Below are 16,607 nucleotides of genomic sequence, written 5' to 3' on the forward strand. Positions count from 1 at the left end.
CCAGCGCCGTTCATCCGGTTCAGTTGACGTGATTACCGGGCGCTCTAGATCAAACTTCACGCCGAAGTCGCTTGGTGCGGGGAGAACAATCGTGTGGCAGCAACGCTACAAGCACGTGTTGTAAATGCCGTTACAGCCGTCGGTCTTCGACCAGACCGCCTGTGCTTGCTGCTGATGATATCTGTACTGACGGCATGCACGTCTTCCGACCAGGTCGAGCAGCAGTCGAAAATCGCGGCTTCCGCCACACAGACCGCATCACTGGTCCTGGAGGCTTGGGTCGCTGGGGCAGCCCCTTCGAAATACACGTCGCGCACGTTGCAATCGGTCGGCAAGGCGCTCGCCGATGCCGGTGCGCAAATCCAGTCCGCCAAGTCGCCTGAGCCCAGCGAGCAAGCCGGTCTGACGACGGCGGTCGGACAGCTTTCGGCGGCGGTAACACGCGCAGCGACCGCAGTGCAGAACGGCAACCGTTCGGACGTGGAACACGCGCAACAGGATCTGCGGGCCGCCGCCGCCGATCTGAGCGCGTCCTACGCCAGATATTTCGCGCCGAAATCATGAAGAAGCTACTCGAAATATCGCTCGGCGTCGTCACCAGCGTTGGCGGCTTTCTCGAGGTCGGATCGATGGCGACCGCAGCTCAGGCCGGCGCGGCGTTCAGGTTCCAGCTGATATGGGCCGTCGTCCTGGGCACGATCTGCATCATCTTCCTGGTCGAAATGGCCGGACGCTTCGCCGCCGTTAGCCATCACACCATCGTCGACGGGATCCGGGAACGGTTTGGCTTCAACGCCTTTCTGTGGCCGCTGCTTGCGACTTTGCTGGTCAACTTCCTGGTCATGGCAGCCGAAATCGGCGGTGTTGCCATTGCGCTCGAGCTCGCCACCGGCATCGGCTTTCAGTGGTGGGCGCTGCCGGTCGCTTTTCTGGCATGGCTGTTCCTTTGGAAAGGCACGTTCGGATTCATCGAAAAAGGTGTCGCGGTCCTCGGGCTGGTCACGCTGTGCTTCGTGGTTGGCGCCGTCATGCTGAAGCCCGATTGGGGGCAGGTTGCGGCCGGTGCCGTGCCCACTCTGCCCGAGCACGACGCGGCCAATTACTGGTTCATGGCGGTCAGCATTCTTGGTGCATCGATCTCGCCCTATTTGTTCATGTTCTATTCGTCGGGAGCGATCGAGGACCAATGGGACAAGAGCTATCTCGGAGCCAATCGGGCCATTGCCGGCTTGGGCATGTGTTTTGGCGGCACAATCGCTATCGGTGTGTTGATCGTGGCAGCACTGGTGCTGGCAGCGCACGGCATTGAGCAGATCGACGACTACCACCAACTGCCGCTGATGCTGATTCCGATCTTCGGTTTCTGGGGGTTCGTCCTATTCGTTGCTTCACTAGGCATAGCTTGCTTCGGTGCCGCGCTCGAAATCGGGCTGCAGCAAGCGTACCTTGTGGCGCAGGGCTTCGGCTGGACCTGGGGCGAGGACCTGAAACCGCGCGACGATCCCGGCTTCAGCACCGTCTATACGATCTCGTTGTTTCTCGCCGCCATTCCGATCGCATTGGGTCTCGATCCGCTGAAGCTCACCATCTTTTCCATGGCTCTGACGGCCGCCAGCCTGCCGCTGACCGTGGTTCCGTTCCTCTTCCTGCTGAACGACGAGCGTTATGTCGGCGAGCACCGCAATGGGCTGATCGCGAATGCAGCGGTCATCTTCATCATAGCGCTCGGTTTCGTGCTCGCAGTCGTGACTATTCCTTTACAGATATTCGGAGGCACTTGATGGATTTGCTGCGCGACATCCTGGACAAGCAAGTGGTCGACCGCGAGCAGGTCAAGATCGGCAAGGTGGACGGGCTGGTGGCCGAACTCGGGCCAGGCAAGCCGCCAAAAATTATTGCGGTCGAGCTCGGTTCGATCACGCTGGCGCGCCGGCTTGGCCAGCGGCCCGGGCGCTGGATGGCGCGGCTTGCGGCAAGGCTCGGCGGCAGGCGCCATGCCGAGCCGCACCGCATCGCATGGAACAAGGTGCGCGACATCGGCGTCGACATCGAGTTCGATATCGACGTCCGCGAAACGGCGATTTTCGACTGGCAGGACTGGCTGCGCGATCATGTCATTGGGCGTATCCCGGGAGCTGGATGATGGCCACCGTCAATCTTGAGCAATTGGCTGGCAGGAATGTGCTTTCGCAGCGCGGCAAAAGCATCGGCCATATCGAGGAGATACGCGCCGAACCGGATGGCGATGACCTCGTGGTTACCGAGTACCATGTCGGCATCTACGCAGCATTCGAGCGCCTGTCCGCTTCTGCCATCGGCACAGCGGTCCTCGACGTCTTTCGAATGCGCAGTCGCGACAGCATGTACCGCATTCCCTGGGACAAGCTCGACATCTCCGACCCGGCGCGGCCGCGGTTGTTATGCACGAAGGAAGAACTTTCCGCTATGAAGGGGAGTATCGAGGGCGATAAGCGGGAATGAACGATACTGTCCCGCCGTCGGAGAATGGGGTCCAGTGTGAAAGTTCTGGTTGCCGGCGCCACCGGCCTGATCGGTGCCTCGGTCGTCGCACGCCTTCTTTCCGAAGGGCATGAGGTGATCGGCTTGGTCCGCAGCCCCGGCGCAAACCGGGCCGGCAATTATCAGTTGCTGGTGCTGGACATCGCGGTGGCGCTGCAGCCCGAAGACTGGTTGCCGCATCTCACGGGCATCGACGCCGTCGTCAATTGTGCCGGCGTTCTGCAGGACAGCCCCCGTGAAAAGACGCGGGAAGTCCATCGCGATGCGGCGGCAGCACTCTTCCTCGCCTGTGCGAGGGTAGGGGTTGCTCGGGTGATCCACTTCTCGGCGATAGGCGTCGATCGGGCGCAGCCTTCGACGTTCTCGGCGACGAAACTGGCCGGCGACCAAGCGCTAATGGCGCTTGATCTGAACTGGGTGATCCTGCGCCCGTCCGTGGTGCTCGGGCGGCCGGTGTTTGGAGCCAGCGCATTGTTTCGGGGTCTCGCCTCGCTGCCGGTGCTGCCGTCCATGCCCGGCACCGGCCGGCTCCAGGTGGTACAACTCGACGACGTGGTCTCAACCGTCGTCTTCCTTCTCGCTCCCGCCAGTCCGTCTCGCGTCGTGCTGGAACTTGCCGGTCCCGAACAGCTGACCCTGGACGAGGTCGTCGGCAGCTATCGCCGATGGCTCGGCTGGGCCCCAGCGGCCACGTTTGTGCTTCCGGAACCGCTTGCGAGCCTCCTCTACCGCCTCGGCGACTTTGCCGCGATGTTCGGCTGGCGCCCACCAATGCGCACCAACGCGGCCAGGGAGATCGCCCGAGGGGCGGTTGGAGATCCCTCCAACTGGACCGCCTTGACCGGCATACGGCCGCAAACCCTGGCGGGTTTCCTCGCGCTCAATCCGGCAACGGTGCAGGAAAAATGGTTTGCCCGCCTGTATTTCATCAAGCCTGCGATCTTCGTCGTCCTGCCCTTCTTCTGGATCGTGACGGGTGTTGTGTCGCTGACCACCGGCTATAACGGTGGCATCGATCTGATGCAAAGCACTGGGGCTGGCATCTTGTCGGCACCTACCGTGATCGTCGGCGCTCTGGCCGACATCGCCATCGGCGCGCTCATAGCTTGGCGGTCGACGACGCGAAAAGGCCTCTATGGCGGCATCGCGCTCTCGCTCCTCTACTTGGCCATCGGAAGTTTCCTGCGCCCGGAGCTGTGGAACGAACCGCTTGGGCCGTTCCTCAAAGTGTTGCCGATTCTGGTGCTGCACTTTGTGGCGTTGGCAGTGCTGGAGGAGCGTTGATGCTCTATTTCCTGCTGAAATTTCTGCATGTCATCGGCGCAGCCGTGCTGCTTGGCACCGGCGCCGGCATCGCTTTCTTCATGCTGCTCGCCCACAGGACGGGCAATACGTCAACGGTTGCGGCGGTGGCGCGCATGGTCGTCGTAGCCGACTTTCTTTTCACAGCGACGGCCGTCGTCGCGCAGCCGCTGACGGGCGCCGCGCTCGCCTGGCAGGCAGGCTACTCGCTGTCGGAAGGTTGGATCGTGCTTTCGATCACGCTCTATATCTTCACCGGAATGTTCTGGCTCCCGGTCGTCTGGATGCAGATGGAGATGCGCAAGCTGGCCTCGCAAGCCGCCGCTGCAGGCGCGCCGTTGCCGCCACGGTATCATCGGCTCTTCTGGCTGTGGTTCGCCTTCGGCTTCCCCGCCTTCGCTGCCGTACTCGGAATTTTCTGGCTGATGATCGCGCGGCCTGCGATTGAGTGGTAGGTCGCAGGCAGGTCCCACTGCGATAATGCCCAGTCAAAGCACTGCGGAAAAATTCCCGGCCCATGCAGCGCGAATATCTGCCGGAACGGACCTGCGTCTCGACCTGTAAGTCGCGCCGGACTCCGGTCTCGTATCATTTCCAACCGCGCTCACCGCCATCGGCACAGGACAAGATCCCGTCTTGAGGCGGGTTAGGCTTCGCTTACCAAAAAAGATGACGTCCGAGGGAACACGGGAAGCACAGGCAAGTTCGGTGCGCAGTGGAGGAGATTGCGCCATGAACAGTGTTATTTATCTCATCGGCCTCGTCGTCGTCGTGCTTGCGATCCTCTCCTTCCTCGGATTCCACTAGGAGACACCATGCAGGACCAGGACGATCAGGGCCGTCAGCCGGCCGATTTCGAGACAGCCAGAAGCGAGCTTTCGGAAAGACTACAACGGGAAAAGCAGACCGCGACGGAAGCGCTCCACGATGCGCGTGACGAGATCACCAGGAAAGCCGGAGATTACGCATCGGAAGCAAAGCAAGCATTGTTCAACAAGGCGGAGGGAACGCAGCGCGACGTGAGCGCCAACCTCAAGGCCTTCAGCGGCGCATTGCGCGCGGCAAGCGAGCATCTTGCCAACAATGATCAACGGACCGCTTCGAAATTCGCCCTTGACGCCGCAGGCGGGCTCGAGCGGCTTTCCTCGTCCCTGAAGGATAAACCGTTCGACGAGGTGCTTGGCGAAATTCAGTCGTTCGGCCGCGAAAACTCGGGCGCGCTGATCGCCGGTTCGGTATTGGCAGGCCTCGCGTTGGGGCGGTTCATCAAGAGCTCGCCACCCTCTGCCCAAACCGGAGCACCGGGCCAGTCGGAAACAGGCCGGGCGCCCGAGACGGGTCCTCGCTCGAATGAGTTCGGATGGCAATCGGCAGAGGCAGTTGAGCCGGCCCCGCTAGGATCCGATCAATCCGGCGATGACTGGGCCAATGCAAGCCTGGAGCGAAACCCATGACTGACAATCAGGACACTCGCAGCCTGACAACCCTTGTCAGCGATCTGGCACAGCAGGTCACAACACTGCTTCAAACCGAAAGCAGGCTGTTGCGGGCTGAAATGTCGGAAAAGGTAAGCAAGGTCGGCGCCGGCGCCGTGGAGGTAATGGGAGGCGTCATTTGCCTGCTTGCCGCCCTGATGGTGCTTTTGCAGGCGCTGGTGATTGCCTTGGCGAGCGCCGGGCTGGGGGCCGGATGGTCCTCGCTGCTGGTCGGCGTCGTGGTGGCAGTACTGGGCGTCGTACTCTTGCGGTCCGGCAAGGCAAGCATGGCTCCCTCAGAGTTGACCCCCGACCGGACACAAGACCAACTTAAACGCGACGCACGCGTGATCAAGGAACAGATAAGATGACCGACAAATCCGCAGCCGAGTTGGAACGCGATGCTGATATTGCTCGCGCCAGAGTGGCAGATACCGCAGACTCGATCCGCAGCAAGATGACACCGGGCCAACTGATCGACGAATTCACCGGGATGTTCAGCGGCGAGGGATCCGCCATGCTCAGCAATCTTAAGACTCAGGTCAGGGACAATCCGTTGCCGCTTACATTGGTCGGCGCGGGCCTGGCCTGGCTGATGCTTGGCAAGGGCACGTCGGTAGACAGTTCAGCACTTGGTGCCTATTCGACCGGCAGGGAACATGACGCCACCCGAAACTTCTCTGACCAGAGGGGCTTGGGCGGGGCCTGGCAGGGCTCACGCGGCGATGAGTACGGTGCCGAGGGCGAAGGTTCCGCCGGCTCCATGCTCTCCGATGCCGCTCGTTCGGTCGCTTCCGTGGCAGGCGGTGCGACTGAGGCTGTGGCAGACGTTGCGAGCGGCGCCAAAGAAAGATTGACAAGCACGGCCGGGCAGGTCGGCTCGGCCGCCACCGATATCACGGGGCGGGTGCGTCAGTCGGCGCAGGACCTGTTCCAGCGCGAACCTCTGGCAATGGCCGCGGTGGGCCTTGCCGTGGGCACCGCCATCGGCGTGATGCTGCCTCACACCGCCGCGGAAGACGCGCAACTCGGCCCCTACCGCGACAAGCTTCGTGACAGTGCCGAAGAAGTCTTTGAAGAAGGCGTGGAACAAGCCAAGCAGGTCGCCGCCGAAGCATATGAGACTGTAAAGGAAGAGGCTGACCGACAGGGTTCCAGCGGCGACGCCGAGACGTTGGTCGACCGCGTCGAGAAAGTCGTGAAAAAGACGGCAAGCAAAACCGAGGAAGCCATTCGCGATCGTTTGCCGGAGACCGACGAGGCTCCCAAATCGACGTCATAGCGCTGCCACCGGTCGTTCCTGGTGATTTCGACCGCGGGTCGCCTTGCGGTGGGAACATCGAAGTCGGCCAGGAGTCCGCAACCTTCCGCAGACAAATGGGATCGCGGCGTTCAAGCCATCAGAACCGGGGCGCTCCGATCCGTTCGGATTCTTAGCTCTGAATCCGTTCGGTTCTTCGGGCTCCAAGGAAGCGTGTCTGGCCGACGCGTGGCGCGCGGTCCTTAGCAGCACTTCCGATCCCAGAAAAAACAACCACCCCGTCAATTCGGCTGGGGTGGTTGTCAGGAATTCCTCTTCCCCAGCGGGGCGGCCTAACTCTTGGCGGTCTCTCCCGCCTCACGCAGCCTGGCGTATTGCAAGGTGACGGCGCGAAGGTTCTGCTTCAACCAGTCGGCCATTTTTTCTTCTTCGCTGAGATTCTGCTGAAGAGAGTTGGTTGCCTGACTAAACCCTCCGGCTTCGGCGAGTACGAGCAATGAGTTGTAGGCGGCGATCTCGTAATTTTCGAATGCAAAGTTGGCGAAGCTGTTCTTGAGGATTTCGTCGCCGGCTACGGAATGTCCCATCGCCGCCATGCTGCCGACCATCGACATGGCCGTGTCTTTCAATGTGGAATGGTCCTCGCCGAGGCCATCCAGAATGGATTCCAGCCGGGCGATCTGCCCTTCGGTCTCCGTGATATGCTGCTGCAGGCGATCGGCGACCTGCGGATAGTTCTCGATCCGCTTGACCTGAGGCTTCATGATCGAAAGTGCCTGGTTCTCCATGGCGTGGGCGTTGCGCAGCCCAACAATGAAGATCGAACGGGTTTCGGAGTTGACGTCAGTGTCCATAGGATTTCCTCGCGATTTGATTTGTAGAACCAAACCTCGGCTTCGCCGATTTGTTCCTGGCGAGATTTGATGGACTCGTACCTATCCTTGCTCTTTAAGCAGCGCTGCACAAACATCGCTCACGACCTGCGGCAGGACGTCGAAAGCATAGCCGATGTGAAGCCGCTCAGGCGGCGTGTGGTAGTCTCGTCCCCACGGACCGATATTGATGGTGGGAATGTTGGCTAGCCCACCTGACTTCGGCCAGCGAATGCCGTCCCGCCACATCGGCGTGTTGCGGGCGACGACCTTGAGACCGGACTCGGCCGCCTCGCCAAAGAAGCTCATATCCGAGATGCCGGCGAAATAAATCCGCACAGCCGATTGCCGAGCCATAGCGGGCGCTTGCGTCGGCCGCGACGTCCGAAGCGATCGCCCGCAGCCGCGCCGCTGCCGGCCGGTCCGAAAGGTTCGTGGGCAAGTAAGGTATCGAGCCGAAGCCGGTGACGATTGCCGGTCCCGGCAAGCGGCTCAATCGCCATGCCTAGTCGGTGACCAGCCGGCATTGCTCCGGCAGTGGAAGATCGCGGGCGGCAAGCGAAGCCCCAACGGCGCCAAGCCTCGATCTTGCCTCCGCGTCGAGACGGTCCAGCACTGCCTCGTAACGATGCAGGGGGATTGTTTCGAGGAGATCGATCGCGGCGCTGCCGTGCTGGAAGTGCCGCCGCCGCTTCAACTCCGCCAGGCAGGCCGAAGCAGCATCGGCGCAAAGCCGGTCGAAGCGTTCGAGCACCTCATCCGGCGTCCGGCGATAGCTCAGCACGTTGAAGGTGGCGAACGCCGCAGCCGGCGTGGTCACGTCATAGCCGGACTTGCCGTCGCGAATGCTGAGCAGACTCGGCGGTGTACCCGGAAGCGACCGGGAGTCGTCGGTCAGCTCCGATGCCCATTCCACCCGGGCGGCTATGGCCGCGGCAATGGTCGCCGCATTCAGGCCACTCAACGGAAAGCCGCTATGCGCGGGAACGCCGACGACATGGGCCGTCGGAAGCAGCTTGCCGACCGTTCCAAGCGCGATGACGCGACCCTTGCTGCCGTCCCCGTCGTCGGCGATCGCATCGAGATTGATCGCCGCGAAAATGTCCAACTCGTGCTCGCCGGCTATCTCGGTGAGAACCTGTGCCGCTTTGCGCGCACCGGCAGAATTGTTCTCTTCGTCGGGAACCGCGATAAACAGAAAGTTTCCCGCCGCGTTGGTGCTTTCGGCGAATGCGGCGCAAACCGCCAGCCCGGCGGCCAAACCGGCCTTCATGTCGAGCAGCCCGCGGCCGGCGAGAAACTCCCCCGAGGCGAAGTCGTCCCGCGCCCGCCTCACGGCAGGCGCCTCGGCCATGGCCAAAGTTTTTCTTAGCGCTTGGGTGAGTTGTTGCGGCTGGGTGGCCAGATCCTCCAGATCGCCATAGTCGCGCGTCGTGACGGTGTCGTAGTGACCGGTCAGCACGATGGTGGCGCGGCCAGTACCGCGGACCAGCATCGCCACGCAATGGCGGCCATCTTCCGGCTCGACCTCTATGGTCCAGGTTCCGCGTGGCGAAACGCGGCTTCGCGGCGTAACTCGTCTGCCAGCCACGGGCCGAACGAGGCTTCGCCGCCGGTCCCGGTGACGCTCTTCTGCTCGGTCAATGCGATGGCCCAGCGCATGGCGCGCCCGGACAGGCTGCTTTTCGCCTCACCGTTCATCATTGTGCCCGATACAAGATGCAGGAGAACGAGCTTAGCGCCAGCAGGGCGATTTCCTCAAGAGTTGCGTTGCGCCGGCTTACATCCTCCTGGCTTCGTCAGAAGCCGGTTGTTTCACCGGGGCTTGCTTCTGGTCACAGGTGGCCGGCCGATGCTGTAAGCTTCGCGCGAACATCCGCCACCCCGGTTCCGCTTTCGGTTGATCTGTCTTTTCTTTGACGCGAGCGTCCGACGCCCAATCCGAAAGAGCACCCCTCGCATACCCTGTCGGGAACAAAGCTTGGGCTGCGTGCTTATGGGATTGGCTGCGGTATTTCCAAGGCAGCCAGATCGGAGAAAGACATGAAGAAGAAGACTTGGAAGAAGCCCGTCATGTGCGAAGTCGCGGCGGGAATGGAGATATCGCGCTATTTGCCTGCCGAAATCACCACAAAGAAATGACATTACGCAACCGGCGGGTACGGCATCGGCTGTGCTCGACCGGTTCGCGACATTGCTGGAATAGAGAAACGCGGAGTTTGTCACGGCGTGTGGATTAGGATCATCGGGTCCGCCGCGGGTGGCGGTTTTCCTCAGTGGAACGCCAACGACAGGCTGAACAGGGCCGCGCGGGCGGGTAATCCTGGGGTCCGCCCGCGTCTTCAGACGAGTGTTGCGGCATCTCCAGACGGGCGACACTGGGTGCTTTTCAATGCCTCTCCCGATATCCGCCAGCAGATTGCTGAAAACCCTGAACTCCAACCGCATCCGGAGATGTCGGCACGCGCCACACCGCTGGCAGCCGTCGTCCTGACCGGCGCCGAGATCGACCAGATTTCGGGGCTCCTCAGCTTGCGTGAGCGGCAACCCTTCGCTCTTTATGCAACGGAGCAGGTTCTGGCGGTTATCGCCTCCAATTCGATCTTCGATGTCCTCGATGCTCAGATTGTTTCGCGCCGCTGCCTTCCTCCTGAAGGCTTCATCGATCTTTGCGATGCCGAGGGCGCGGAAATCGGCATCCGCATCGAGGTGTTTTCCGTTCCTGGCAAGGTGGCGCTCTTTCTTGAAGATGGCGGCCGACAGGATCCGGAGCTCCGTTCCGCCGATGGCGGCACGATCGGGGTTCGTCTGATGGAGGGGAGCCGCTCGCTGCTCTTCATTCCCGCTTGTACAGCCGTCGATGAATCGCTGCGGCAACGGATTGCCGGCGCCGACATGGTTCTCCTCGACGGCACAGTGTTCACGGACGACGAGCTGATCACGGCCGGCGTGGGCGTGAAGACCGGCGCGCGCATGGGACACATCGCCATGTCCGGACCGAACGGTGCGATCGCATGTCTGAACCACCTGCCGGTCGACCGCCGGATTTTCATCCATATCAACAACACAAATCCGGTTCTGGACGAGGAATCGCCCGAACACGCGGCGGTGCGCGCAGCTGGATGGGAGATTGCGCAAGACCGGATGGAGCTCATGCTGTGAACGATTTTTCCGACGTGGTCGGCCGCGGCCTCAATGAACAAGATTTGCGCACAGTCCTTCTGCAGGTCGGCCGCGAGCGTTATCACAACCGACACCCCTACCATCGCAGAATGGTGGAGGGAGCGATGTCGAAGACCGAGCTGCAGGCCTGGGCGCTCAACCGCTACTGCTATCAGGCGGCCATCCCGCGCAAGGACGCCACCATCCTGTCCTACGCCGAGGATCCGGCATTCAGGGCCGCATGGCGCAAGCGCATCGAGGACCATGACGGCGAGGACGGCCGGAGTGGCGGAATTGCGCGCTGGCTGCATCTCGCGACGTCGCTCGGCCTTGAGTCGGAAGAGGTGAAAAGCCAAAGGCTGGCGCTGCCGGCAACACGCTTCGCGGTGCAGGCGTATGTCAATTTCTGCGCGTCCCATACGCTGCTCGAAGCAGTTGCTTCCTCCCTCACCGAACTCTTCTCGCCCGATATTATCGCAGAACGCGTGCCAGCGATGCTGGCGCGATACGACTTCGTCAGGGCCGACACGCTCGCCTATTTCGATCGGCGGCCCGATCAGGCCGCACGCGATTCCGATTTCGCGCTGGGCTACGTGCTTCGCTACGCCGATACGCCGGAACGTCAGCAGAAGGTTGTCGACGCCTTGGTCTTCAAGTGCGATGTGCTCTGGGCGATGCTCGACGCGCTCGACTACGCATATGGGCGTGACGGCGTCATACCCCCTGGCTGCTTCCGGCCGGAGACCAACGGATGACAGCGGACCGCCGGAGAGGGATTGTATCGGCGCAATCTCGCCCGCGCCTCGCGCCCTATGTACGCCTGCGTTTCGATCCCGTCCGGAATGCCTGGGCGGTGCTGGCACCCGAGCGCGTTCTGTGGCCCGATGCAATCGGACTGGACATCCTCCGGCGCTGTGACGGCAAGACGTCAATCAGTGCCATTGTGAGGGAGCTTGCTTGCGAATATGACGGTCAGGGCCAGGAAATCGACGCCGACGTCGGCGCCTTCCTGCAGGAATGGGCAGACCGGCTGTTGGTGCGGCTGTGACGCAGGCGCCGTTCCCTCCGATCGCGATGCTGGCTGAGCTGACGCATCGCTGCCCTCTGCAGTGCCCCTACTGCTCCAATCCCATTGATTTGCTGAAAGCCGACCGTGAAATGGAGACGGAACGCTGGCTCGACGTGTTCGAGCAAGTGGCGGCTATGGGCGTTCTTCAAGTGCATCTTTCGGGCGGCGAGCCGACGCTGCGCCGGGACCTCGAACAATTCGTGTCAACGCTGTCGCAAACCGGTGTCTACACCAACCTCATCACGGCCGGCGTCGGCCTTGCCGGCATCCGTCTGGAAGCACTTGCCAGCGCGGGGCTAGACCATGTTCAGGTGAGCTTCCAGGGTGCCAATGCCGAAACCACCGCGCGGATCGGACGCCATTCCGGCGCCCACGCGCAAAAGCTCGCTGCCGCCAGACATGCGCGGGCCCTCGGACTGGCGCTGACGATCAATGCGCCGATCCATCGGCACAACATCGCGGAAATTCCCGATTACATCGACCTGGCGCTCTCGCTCGGCGCCGAGCGGCTGGAGATTGCCAACGTGCAATATGCCGGCTGGGCGTTGCTCAATCGTCGCTACCTGCTGCCCGACGGCGCCTCGATAGAGCATCAGGTCGCGACCGTGGAGGCCGCACGGGCACGTCTTGTCGGCGTGCTGGAGATCGATTTCGTGGTGGCGGATCATTTTGCGACCTATCCCAAGCCCTGCATGGGCGGCTGGGGGCGCGATGCTTTCGTCATCGCACCGGACGGCTTGGTGCTGCCCTGTCATGCTGCGATGACCATTCCATCGCTGCGATTCGAGCGCTTCGGCTCTCGGCCGCTGGCCGACATTTGGCGGGACTCGCCGGCATTCAACGCCTTCCGTGGGACGGACTGGATGCTGGAACCCTGCCGCAGCTGCGAGCGCCGTGATGTCGACTGGGGCGGCTGCCGTTGCCAGGCGCTGGCGCTGGCCGGCGATGCTGCGGCGGCCGATCCCGTATGCGTCAGGTCGCCCCTCCATGCCCGGATGGCGATGCTGCTCGAGGAGACGCTTCCGCCGTCCGATGCGAGGACCGGCGGAGACCTCATCCCGCCCTTTGCCTTTCGCCGTATCGGCCGCACATGATCTCGATCAAGAGTCCGGGGCCACCCTCGTTCTCACTCGGCGGCTGGAAGGAACAGTCGAGGTGAGGCCGATCCAGATCTGACCAGCCGTCACCACAAGGCCGTGAATATCCAGAGTGGAACCTTTTCAATGGCGGGGAATTAATCCAACTCCGCCTCGGTCAGTCACTGCGGGAGAGGGAGCTGCAGCGGAATGAGGCTGGCGCTTGCTGTTCTTGCCCTGTTGCTTTTCGTCGCTGCTCCCGGTCTTGCCGAGCCTCAGACGGTGGTAATCGGCTATCTCGGCCAGTCGCGCAAGCCGCCCTTACAGTTGGGTCCGCTGGACCAGTTCGCGACAGATGACGGGCTGCAAGGCGCACGTCTTGGCATCGCCGACGACAATACGACCGGGCGCTTTCTCGGCCAGCATTTCCGGCTGGAGGAGCGAGTGCTGAAGCCCGCCGAGGCGGCATCGGACGCGATAGGCCAGTTCGCTGGCGCCGGCCTTGCGTTTGTCGTCGCCGATCTTGACGCTGTGCCGCTCACGCAGGCGCTTGCGGCGCCTGGCGCCGAGAAGATGCTGCTGTTCAACAGCCGCGCTACCGACGATGCGCTGCGCCAGCAGGACTGCAGGAAGAACCTGCTACACACCATTCCAAGCCGCGCCATGCTCGCCGACGGCCTGGCGCAGTACCTGGTGTGGAAGCGCTGGCAGCGCTGGTTCCTGCTTGTCGGCACGCATTCTGCCGACCAGGCGATGGCCGCCGCTTTTCGCCGCGCGGCGCAACGTTTCGGGGCCGAAATCACCGTCGACCAGCCATGGACGTTCCGTCCGGCGAACGGACGCGCTGATACTGGCCATGTCACGCTGCAGTCAGAAATACAGGCCGCCACGCAGGTCGCCGATTATGATGTATTGGTCGTCGCCGACGAGGCTGACGAATTCGGCGCCTATCTCGATGACCGCACGGCACTGCCGCGACCGGTCGCCGGCACGCAAGGGCTGGTTGCGGCCGGTTGGAGCGCCGTCACCGAGGAATGGGGAGCGACGCAGTTGCAGGACCGCTTCCGGAAGCAGGCGGGGCGATGGATGACGCCGAGCGACTATGCCGCCTGGCTCGCCGTGCGCAGCGTCGGCGAGGCCGCGACGCGGCTGCGCAGCGTCGATCCGTCAGCCATCGCCGGCTACGTGCGCGGCGACGATTTTCTTCTCCCCGGTTTCAAAGGCCAAGGGCTCAATTTTCGTCCATGGGACGGGCAACTGCGGCAGCCGATCCTGATTGCTGGGCCTCGCCTGCTGGTCTCCGCCTCGCCGCAGCCCGGCTTCCTGCATCAGCGGACGCCGCTCGACACGCTTGGCATCGATCTCGAGGAGAGCGCATGCCGCTTTTGACCGCAATCCTCCTGGTGGTGTCCGTGCTTATCTCGGTCGGTCCTGTTGCTGCCGAAACCGTCTACGTGTCGAACGAACAGGACAATGCGGTTGCCGTCGTCGACGGGGCAAGTATGAGCCTCTCGGCAACGATCGACGTCGGACGGCGGCCGCGCGGACTGGCGCTTTCCATTGACAAGAAGACCCTCTTTGTCGCTGTCGGCGACGACAATCGCATCGATGTCGTCGACCTTGCCAAGAGACGAGTGGTCGGCCAACTGCCTTCGGGGGCCGATCCGGAATTCTTCGTCGTGCATCCCGACGGCAAGCGGCTGTTTGTGGCCAATGAGAACGACAATCTGGTCTCGGTAGTGGAAATCGCCTCGGCCAAGGTCATCGGCAACGTCGATGTCGGTGTCGAGCCCGAGGGAATGGCGGTCAGCGCGGACGGCCGTTACGTCGCCTGCACCTCGGAGACGACGAGCATGCTGCATCTCATCGACGCCGGCACGCTCGATCTCGTGGATAATTTGCTGGTCGACACGCGACCGCGCGCCGCGGCGTTCTCCCCGGACGCAAAGCGGCTTTGGGTCTCTTCCGAGATCCGCGGCACGGTGACGGTCTTCGACACCTTAACACGGGCTGAAACCGGCAAGGTCCAGTTTGAGGTGCCGGGTATTCGCCGCGAAGGCGTCCAGGCCGTCGGCATCGAGATGTCGCGTGACGGCGGCACTGCGTATGTCGCGCTGGGTCCCGCAAACCGGATCGCCGAGATTGACACGGCCACGCTGGCGGTGCGCCGCCTTTATCTTGTCGGCCAGCGGCCATGGCACGTCGCGCTGGCAGACGATCAGAGACGCCTATTCAGCGCCAACGGCAATTCCGGCGATATCTCGGTCATCGACCTTGAGAATGAAGAGGTGGTCAAATCGCTGCCGGTCGGGCGCGGTCCGTGGGGCGTCGTGGTTGGGCCATGAAAGCGCTGTCGCTCGACAATCTGGGGCACAGTTTCAAGGACCGGCGGGTGCTCGACGCTATCTCCTTCTCGGTCGAGCAGGGCAGGATGTGCATCCTGCTTGGTCGCAACGGCGCCGGCAAGACCACCTTGTTCTCGCTGATTACCGGTCTCTATCACGCTCGTTCTGGCTCGGTGCAAGTGTTCGGACACGCCATGCGCACCGACCCTGCGACCGCGCTCGCCCAGATGGGCGTCGTCTTCCAGCAGCAGACGCTCGATCTCGATCTCACGGCGGGCGAGAACCTACGCTATCACGCCGCCCTGCATGGTCTTGCCGCCGACGTTACCAAGGTCCGAACACGCGAGGAACTCGGCCGCCTCGAAGTCCTCGACAGGCTCGGCGATCCCATCCGCTCATTGTCGGGCGGCCAGCGGCGGCGTGTCGAGATCGCCCGTGCGCTCATGCACCAGCCGCGCCTTCTCCTGCTCGACGAGCCGACCACCGGACTGGACGTGCCCGGGCGCCGGGCACTGGCGCAGCATGTTCGCGGCTTATGCCGCGAACGCGGCATTGCGGTATTGTGGGCGACGCATTTCCTTGAGGAGGTGACTGCCGAAGATGATGTTGTCGTGCTTCACGGCGGCCGTGTGCGATGGGCAGGCCGCGCCGATCGCATTACCGCCGAACTCGGCGTCGGCAGCATGGCAGACGCGTTCGCTCGCTTGACGGAGTCGGCATGATAACCCGTCATGCGCTGCGGGCGCTCATCGGCATCTTGCAGCGAGAACTGCTTCGCACGCTGCGCCAGCGCGGCCGCCTGATCTCGGCGATTGCCCGGCCATTGGTATGGCTGGCCATCTTCGCCGCCGGCTTCCGCTCCGTGCTCGGCCTGTCGATCACGCCGCCTTACCAGACTTATGTGCTGTATGAAGTCTATGTGGTGCCCGGGCTGGCCGCGATGATGCTGCTGTTCCACGCCATGGCCAGTTCGCTGGCAATGGTCTATGACCGCGAAATGGGCAGCATGCGTCTGTTGCTGACCGCGCCGCTGCCGCGCTGGTATCTGCTCGGCGCTCGCCTGCTCGCCAGTGTGGTCGTCGGCCTGCCGCTCGTGTACCTGTTCTTGCTGATCGCGCGCTACTGGGACGTGCGGCCACCGATGCTCGGCTATCTCGCGGTTCTGCCGGCGCTGGTGCTGTCCGGGCTGATGCTTGGCGCCTTCGGCCTGCTCGTCTCGTCAGTATCGGCCCAGATGGAGAATTTCGCCGGGGTGATGAACTTCGTCATCTTTCCGATGTTCTTCGCCTCGACCGCGCTCTATCCACTGTGGCGACTTGCCGAGGCTGGTCCGGTGCTTGCGACGGTCGCAGCGCTGAACCCGTTCAGCCATGCAGTCGAGCTGATCCGCTTCGCGCTCTATCTGCGCTTCGAGCCGGTCTCATGCCAAGTAGTTCTGGCCTGCCTCGTCGTGTTCTTCCTCGCCGCGGCGGCCGCTTATGATCCCGGTCGTGGCCTGTGGTCGCGACGCGGCGAGCAATGACTT

21 protein-coding genes are annotated in these 16,607 nt (G+C 62.7%); 18 read left to right on the forward strand and 3 right to left on the reverse strand.

Going from position 1 to position 16,607, the window contains the following annotated elements; all coding sequences use genetic code 11:
- Positions 1 to 174: 174 nt before the first annotated feature.
- The 9 genes from NKJ09_RS04205 (at position 175) to NKJ09_RS04245 (ending at position 6,579) form a co-directional block, all read left to right on the forward strand.
- Positions 175 to 564 (forward strand): hypothetical protein, encoded by a 390-nt coding sequence (locus NKJ09_RS04205; protein WP_245278505.1) that lies wholly within the window; start codon positions 175 to 177, stop codon positions 562 to 564.
- Positions 561 to 1,781 carry an NRAMP family divalent metal transporter gene (locus NKJ09_RS04210; RefSeq protein WP_352493895.1) on the forward strand — a complete coding sequence of 407 codons (1,221 nt, stop codon included), beginning with the start codon at positions 561 to 563 and terminating at the stop codon, positions 1,779 to 1,781. Before NKJ09_RS04205 ends, NKJ09_RS04210 begins: the two co-directional genes overlap by 4 nt.
- The gene (locus NKJ09_RS04215; protein ID WP_352493896.1) at positions 1,781 to 2,143 is read left to right on the forward strand and encodes a hypothetical protein; all 363 of its coding nucleotides are present in this window, start codon (positions 1,781 to 1,783) and stop codon (positions 2,141 to 2,143) included. The genes NKJ09_RS04210 and NKJ09_RS04215 overlap by 1 nt, the downstream gene beginning before the upstream one ends.
- On the forward strand, positions 2,143 to 2,481 hold the full coding sequence (locus NKJ09_RS04220; protein ID WP_352493897.1) for a hypothetical protein: 339 nt from the start codon (positions 2,143 to 2,145) through the stop codon (positions 2,479 to 2,481). Before NKJ09_RS04215 ends, NKJ09_RS04220 begins: the two co-directional genes overlap by 1 nt.
- 24 nt (positions 2,482 to 2,505) lie before the next feature.
- Positions 2,506 to 3,804 carry an SDR family oxidoreductase gene (locus NKJ09_RS04225; RefSeq protein ID WP_352762359.1) on the forward strand — a complete coding sequence of 433 codons (1,299 nt, stop codon included), beginning with the start codon at positions 2,506 to 2,508 and terminating at the stop codon, positions 3,802 to 3,804.
- On the forward strand, positions 3,804 to 4,277 hold the full coding sequence (locus NKJ09_RS04230; protein ID WP_352493899.1) for a DUF2269 family protein: 474 nt from the start codon (positions 3,804 to 3,806) through the stop codon (positions 4,275 to 4,277). Before NKJ09_RS04225 ends, NKJ09_RS04230 begins: the two co-directional genes overlap by 1 nt.
- A 270-nt stretch (positions 4,278 to 4,547) precedes the next feature.
- Positions 4,548 to 5,276, forward strand: coding sequence for a hypothetical protein (locus NKJ09_RS04235; protein ID WP_245278485.1), 729 nt, complete (start codon positions 4,548 to 4,550; stop codon positions 5,274 to 5,276).
- Complete coding sequence (locus tag NKJ09_RS04240) at positions 5,273 to 5,668, forward strand: phage holin family protein (protein WP_352493900.1); 396 nt, start codon at positions 5,273 to 5,275, stop codon at positions 5,666 to 5,668. Before NKJ09_RS04235 ends, NKJ09_RS04240 begins: the two co-directional genes overlap by 4 nt.
- Positions 5,665 to 6,579: a hypothetical protein gene (locus NKJ09_RS04245; RefSeq protein ID WP_352493901.1), complete on the forward strand. Its 915-nt coding sequence runs from the start codon at positions 5,665 to 5,667 to the stop codon at positions 6,577 to 6,579. The genes NKJ09_RS04240 and NKJ09_RS04245 overlap by 4 nt, the downstream gene beginning before the upstream one ends.
- Before the next feature lie 311 nt (positions 6,580 to 6,890).
- Here the strand turns inward: NKJ09_RS04245 and NKJ09_RS04250 are convergent, their stop codons facing one another.
- From NKJ09_RS04250 to NKJ09_RS04260, 3 genes are all read right to left on the reverse strand, one after another.
- Positions 6,891 to 7,412, reverse strand: a complete 522-nt coding sequence (locus tag NKJ09_RS04250; RefSeq protein ID WP_352482843.1) for a ferritin-like domain-containing protein — start codon at positions 7,410 to 7,412, stop codon at positions 6,891 to 6,893.
- A gap of 81 nt (positions 7,413 to 7,493) precedes the next feature.
- Entirely contained in the window at positions 7,494 to 7,769 is a 276-nt protein-coding gene (locus NKJ09_RS04255) for a hypothetical protein (protein ID WP_352482842.1), read from the reverse strand.
- A gap of 166 nt (positions 7,770 to 7,935) precedes the next feature.
- The gene (locus NKJ09_RS04260; protein WP_352482841.1) at positions 7,936 to 9,021 is read right to left on the reverse strand and encodes a M20/M25/M40 family metallo-hydrolase; all 1,086 of its coding nucleotides are present in this window, start codon (positions 9,019 to 9,021) and stop codon (positions 7,936 to 7,938) included.
- Positions 9,022 to 9,473: 452 nt separating this feature from the next.
- Between NKJ09_RS04260 and NKJ09_RS04265 the strand changes: the two genes are divergently transcribed.
- The 9 genes from NKJ09_RS04265 to NKJ09_RS04305 all read left to right on the forward strand — a co-directional run bounded on the left by NKJ09_RS04265 (position 9,474) and on the right by NKJ09_RS04305 (position 16,604).
- On the forward strand, positions 9,474 to 9,572 hold the full coding sequence (locus tag NKJ09_RS04265; protein ID WP_352482840.1) for a pyrroloquinoline quinone precursor peptide PqqA: 99 nt from the start codon (positions 9,474 to 9,476) through the stop codon (positions 9,570 to 9,572).
- A gap of 87 nt (positions 9,573 to 9,659) precedes the next feature.
- On the forward strand, positions 9,660 to 10,592 hold the full coding sequence (gene pqqB / locus NKJ09_RS04270; protein ID WP_352482839.1) for a pyrroloquinoline quinone biosynthesis protein PqqB: 933 nt from the start codon (positions 9,660 to 9,662) through the stop codon (positions 10,590 to 10,592).
- Between the two features lie 14 nt (positions 10,593 to 10,606).
- Positions 10,607 to 11,347: a pyrroloquinoline-quinone synthase PqqC gene (gene pqqC, locus NKJ09_RS04275; protein ID WP_352493902.1), complete on the forward strand. Its 741-nt coding sequence runs from the start codon at positions 10,607 to 10,609 to the stop codon at positions 11,345 to 11,347.
- Positions 11,344 to 11,640 carry a pyrroloquinoline quinone biosynthesis peptide chaperone PqqD gene (gene pqqD / locus NKJ09_RS04280; RefSeq protein ID WP_023716589.1) on the forward strand — a complete coding sequence of 99 codons (297 nt, stop codon included), beginning with the start codon at positions 11,344 to 11,346 and terminating at the stop codon, positions 11,638 to 11,640. The genes pqqC and pqqD overlap by 4 nt, the downstream gene beginning before the upstream one ends.
- The gene (gene pqqE / locus NKJ09_RS04285) at positions 11,610 to 12,755 is read left to right on the forward strand and encodes a pyrroloquinoline quinone biosynthesis protein PqqE (RefSeq protein WP_051409553.1); all 1,146 of its coding nucleotides are present in this window, start codon (positions 11,610 to 11,612) and stop codon (positions 12,753 to 12,755) included. The genes pqqD and pqqE overlap by 31 nt, the downstream gene beginning before the upstream one ends.
- A 192-nt stretch (positions 12,756 to 12,947) precedes the next feature.
- Complete coding sequence (locus tag NKJ09_RS04290; RefSeq protein WP_352762363.1) at positions 12,948 to 14,126, forward strand: lanthanide ABC transporter ABC transporter substrate-binding protein PedA1; 1,179 nt, start codon at positions 12,948 to 12,950, stop codon at positions 14,124 to 14,126.
- Positions 14,114 to 15,082 (forward strand): PQQ-dependent catabolism-associated beta-propeller protein, encoded by a 969-nt coding sequence (locus NKJ09_RS04295; protein WP_023716592.1) that lies wholly within the window; start codon positions 14,114 to 14,116, stop codon positions 15,080 to 15,082. Before NKJ09_RS04290 ends, NKJ09_RS04295 begins: the two co-directional genes overlap by 13 nt.
- Entirely contained in the window at positions 15,079 to 15,804 is a 726-nt protein-coding gene (locus tag NKJ09_RS04300; protein WP_023716593.1) for a lanthanide ABC transporter ATP-binding protein PedB/LutE, read from the forward strand. The genes NKJ09_RS04295 and NKJ09_RS04300 overlap by 4 nt, the downstream gene beginning before the upstream one ends.
- Positions 15,801 to 16,604, forward strand: coding sequence for a lanthanide ABC transporter permease protein PedC (locus tag NKJ09_RS04305; RefSeq protein WP_023716594.1), 804 nt, complete (start codon positions 15,801 to 15,803; stop codon positions 16,602 to 16,604). Before NKJ09_RS04300 ends, NKJ09_RS04305 begins: the two co-directional genes overlap by 4 nt.
- Positions 16,605 to 16,607: the final 3 nt, after the last annotated feature.

This window comes from Mesorhizobium sp. M0189 (genome assembly GCF_040322135.1).
GTDB lineage: Bacteria > Pseudomonadota > Alphaproteobacteria > Rhizobiales > Rhizobiaceae > Mesorhizobium.

Excerpts from the sequence above, each read along its gene's own strand:
- NKJ09_RS04295 (WP_023716592.1), top strand. The coding sequence starts at position 14,114 with ATGCCGCTTTTGACCGCAATCCTCCTGGTGGTGTCCGTGCTTATCTCG.
- NKJ09_RS04240 (WP_352493900.1), top strand. The coding sequence starts at position 5,273 with ATGACTGACAATCAGGACACTCGCAGCCTGACAACCCTTGTCAGCGAT.
- NKJ09_RS04245 (WP_352493901.1), top strand. The coding sequence starts at position 5,665 with ATGACCGACAAATCCGCAGCCGAGTTGGAACGCGATGCTGATATTGCT.
- NKJ09_RS04225 (WP_352762359.1), top strand. The coding sequence starts at position 2,506 with ATGGGGTCCAGTGTGAAAGTTCTGGTTGCCGGCGCCACCGGCCTGATC.
- NKJ09_RS04215 (WP_352493896.1), top strand. The coding sequence starts at position 1,781 with ATGGATTTGCTGCGCGACATCCTGGACAAGCAAGTGGTCGACCGCGAG.
- NKJ09_RS04220 (WP_352493897.1), top strand. The coding sequence starts at position 2,143 with ATGGCCACCGTCAATCTTGAGCAATTGGCTGGCAGGAATGTGCTTTCG.
- NKJ09_RS04290 (WP_352762363.1), top strand. The coding sequence starts at position 12,948 with ATGAGGCTGGCGCTTGCTGTTCTTGCCCTGTTGCTTTTCGTCGCTGCT.
- NKJ09_RS04210 (WP_352493895.1), top strand. The coding sequence starts at position 561 with ATGAAGAAGCTACTCGAAATATCGCTCGGCGTCGTCACCAGCGTTGGC.
- pqqD (WP_023716589.1), top strand. The coding sequence starts at position 11,344 with ATGACAGCGGACCGCCGGAGAGGGATTGTATCGGCGCAATCTCGCCCG.
- NKJ09_RS04300 (WP_023716593.1), top strand. The coding sequence starts at position 15,079 with ATGAAAGCGCTGTCGCTCGACAATCTGGGGCACAGTTTCAAGGACCGG.
- NKJ09_RS04205 (WP_245278505.1), top strand. The coding sequence starts at position 175 with ATGATATCTGTACTGACGGCATGCACGTCTTCCGACCAGGTCGAGCAG.
- NKJ09_RS04305 (WP_023716594.1), top strand. The coding sequence starts at position 15,801 with ATGATAACCCGTCATGCGCTGCGGGCGCTCATCGGCATCTTGCAGCGA.
- pqqE (WP_051409553.1), top strand. The coding sequence starts at position 11,610 with ATGGGCAGACCGGCTGTTGGTGCGGCTGTGACGCAGGCGCCGTTCCCT.
- NKJ09_RS04265 (WP_352482840.1), top strand. The coding sequence starts at position 9,474 with ATGAAGAAGAAGACTTGGAAGAAGCCCGTCATGTGCGAAGTCGCGGCG.
- NKJ09_RS04230 (WP_352493899.1), top strand. The coding sequence starts at position 3,804 with ATGCTCTATTTCCTGCTGAAATTTCTGCATGTCATCGGCGCAGCCGTG.
- NKJ09_RS04250 (WP_352482843.1), bottom strand. The coding sequence starts at position 7,412 with ATGGACACTGACGTCAACTCCGAAACCCGTTCGATCTTCATTGTTGGG.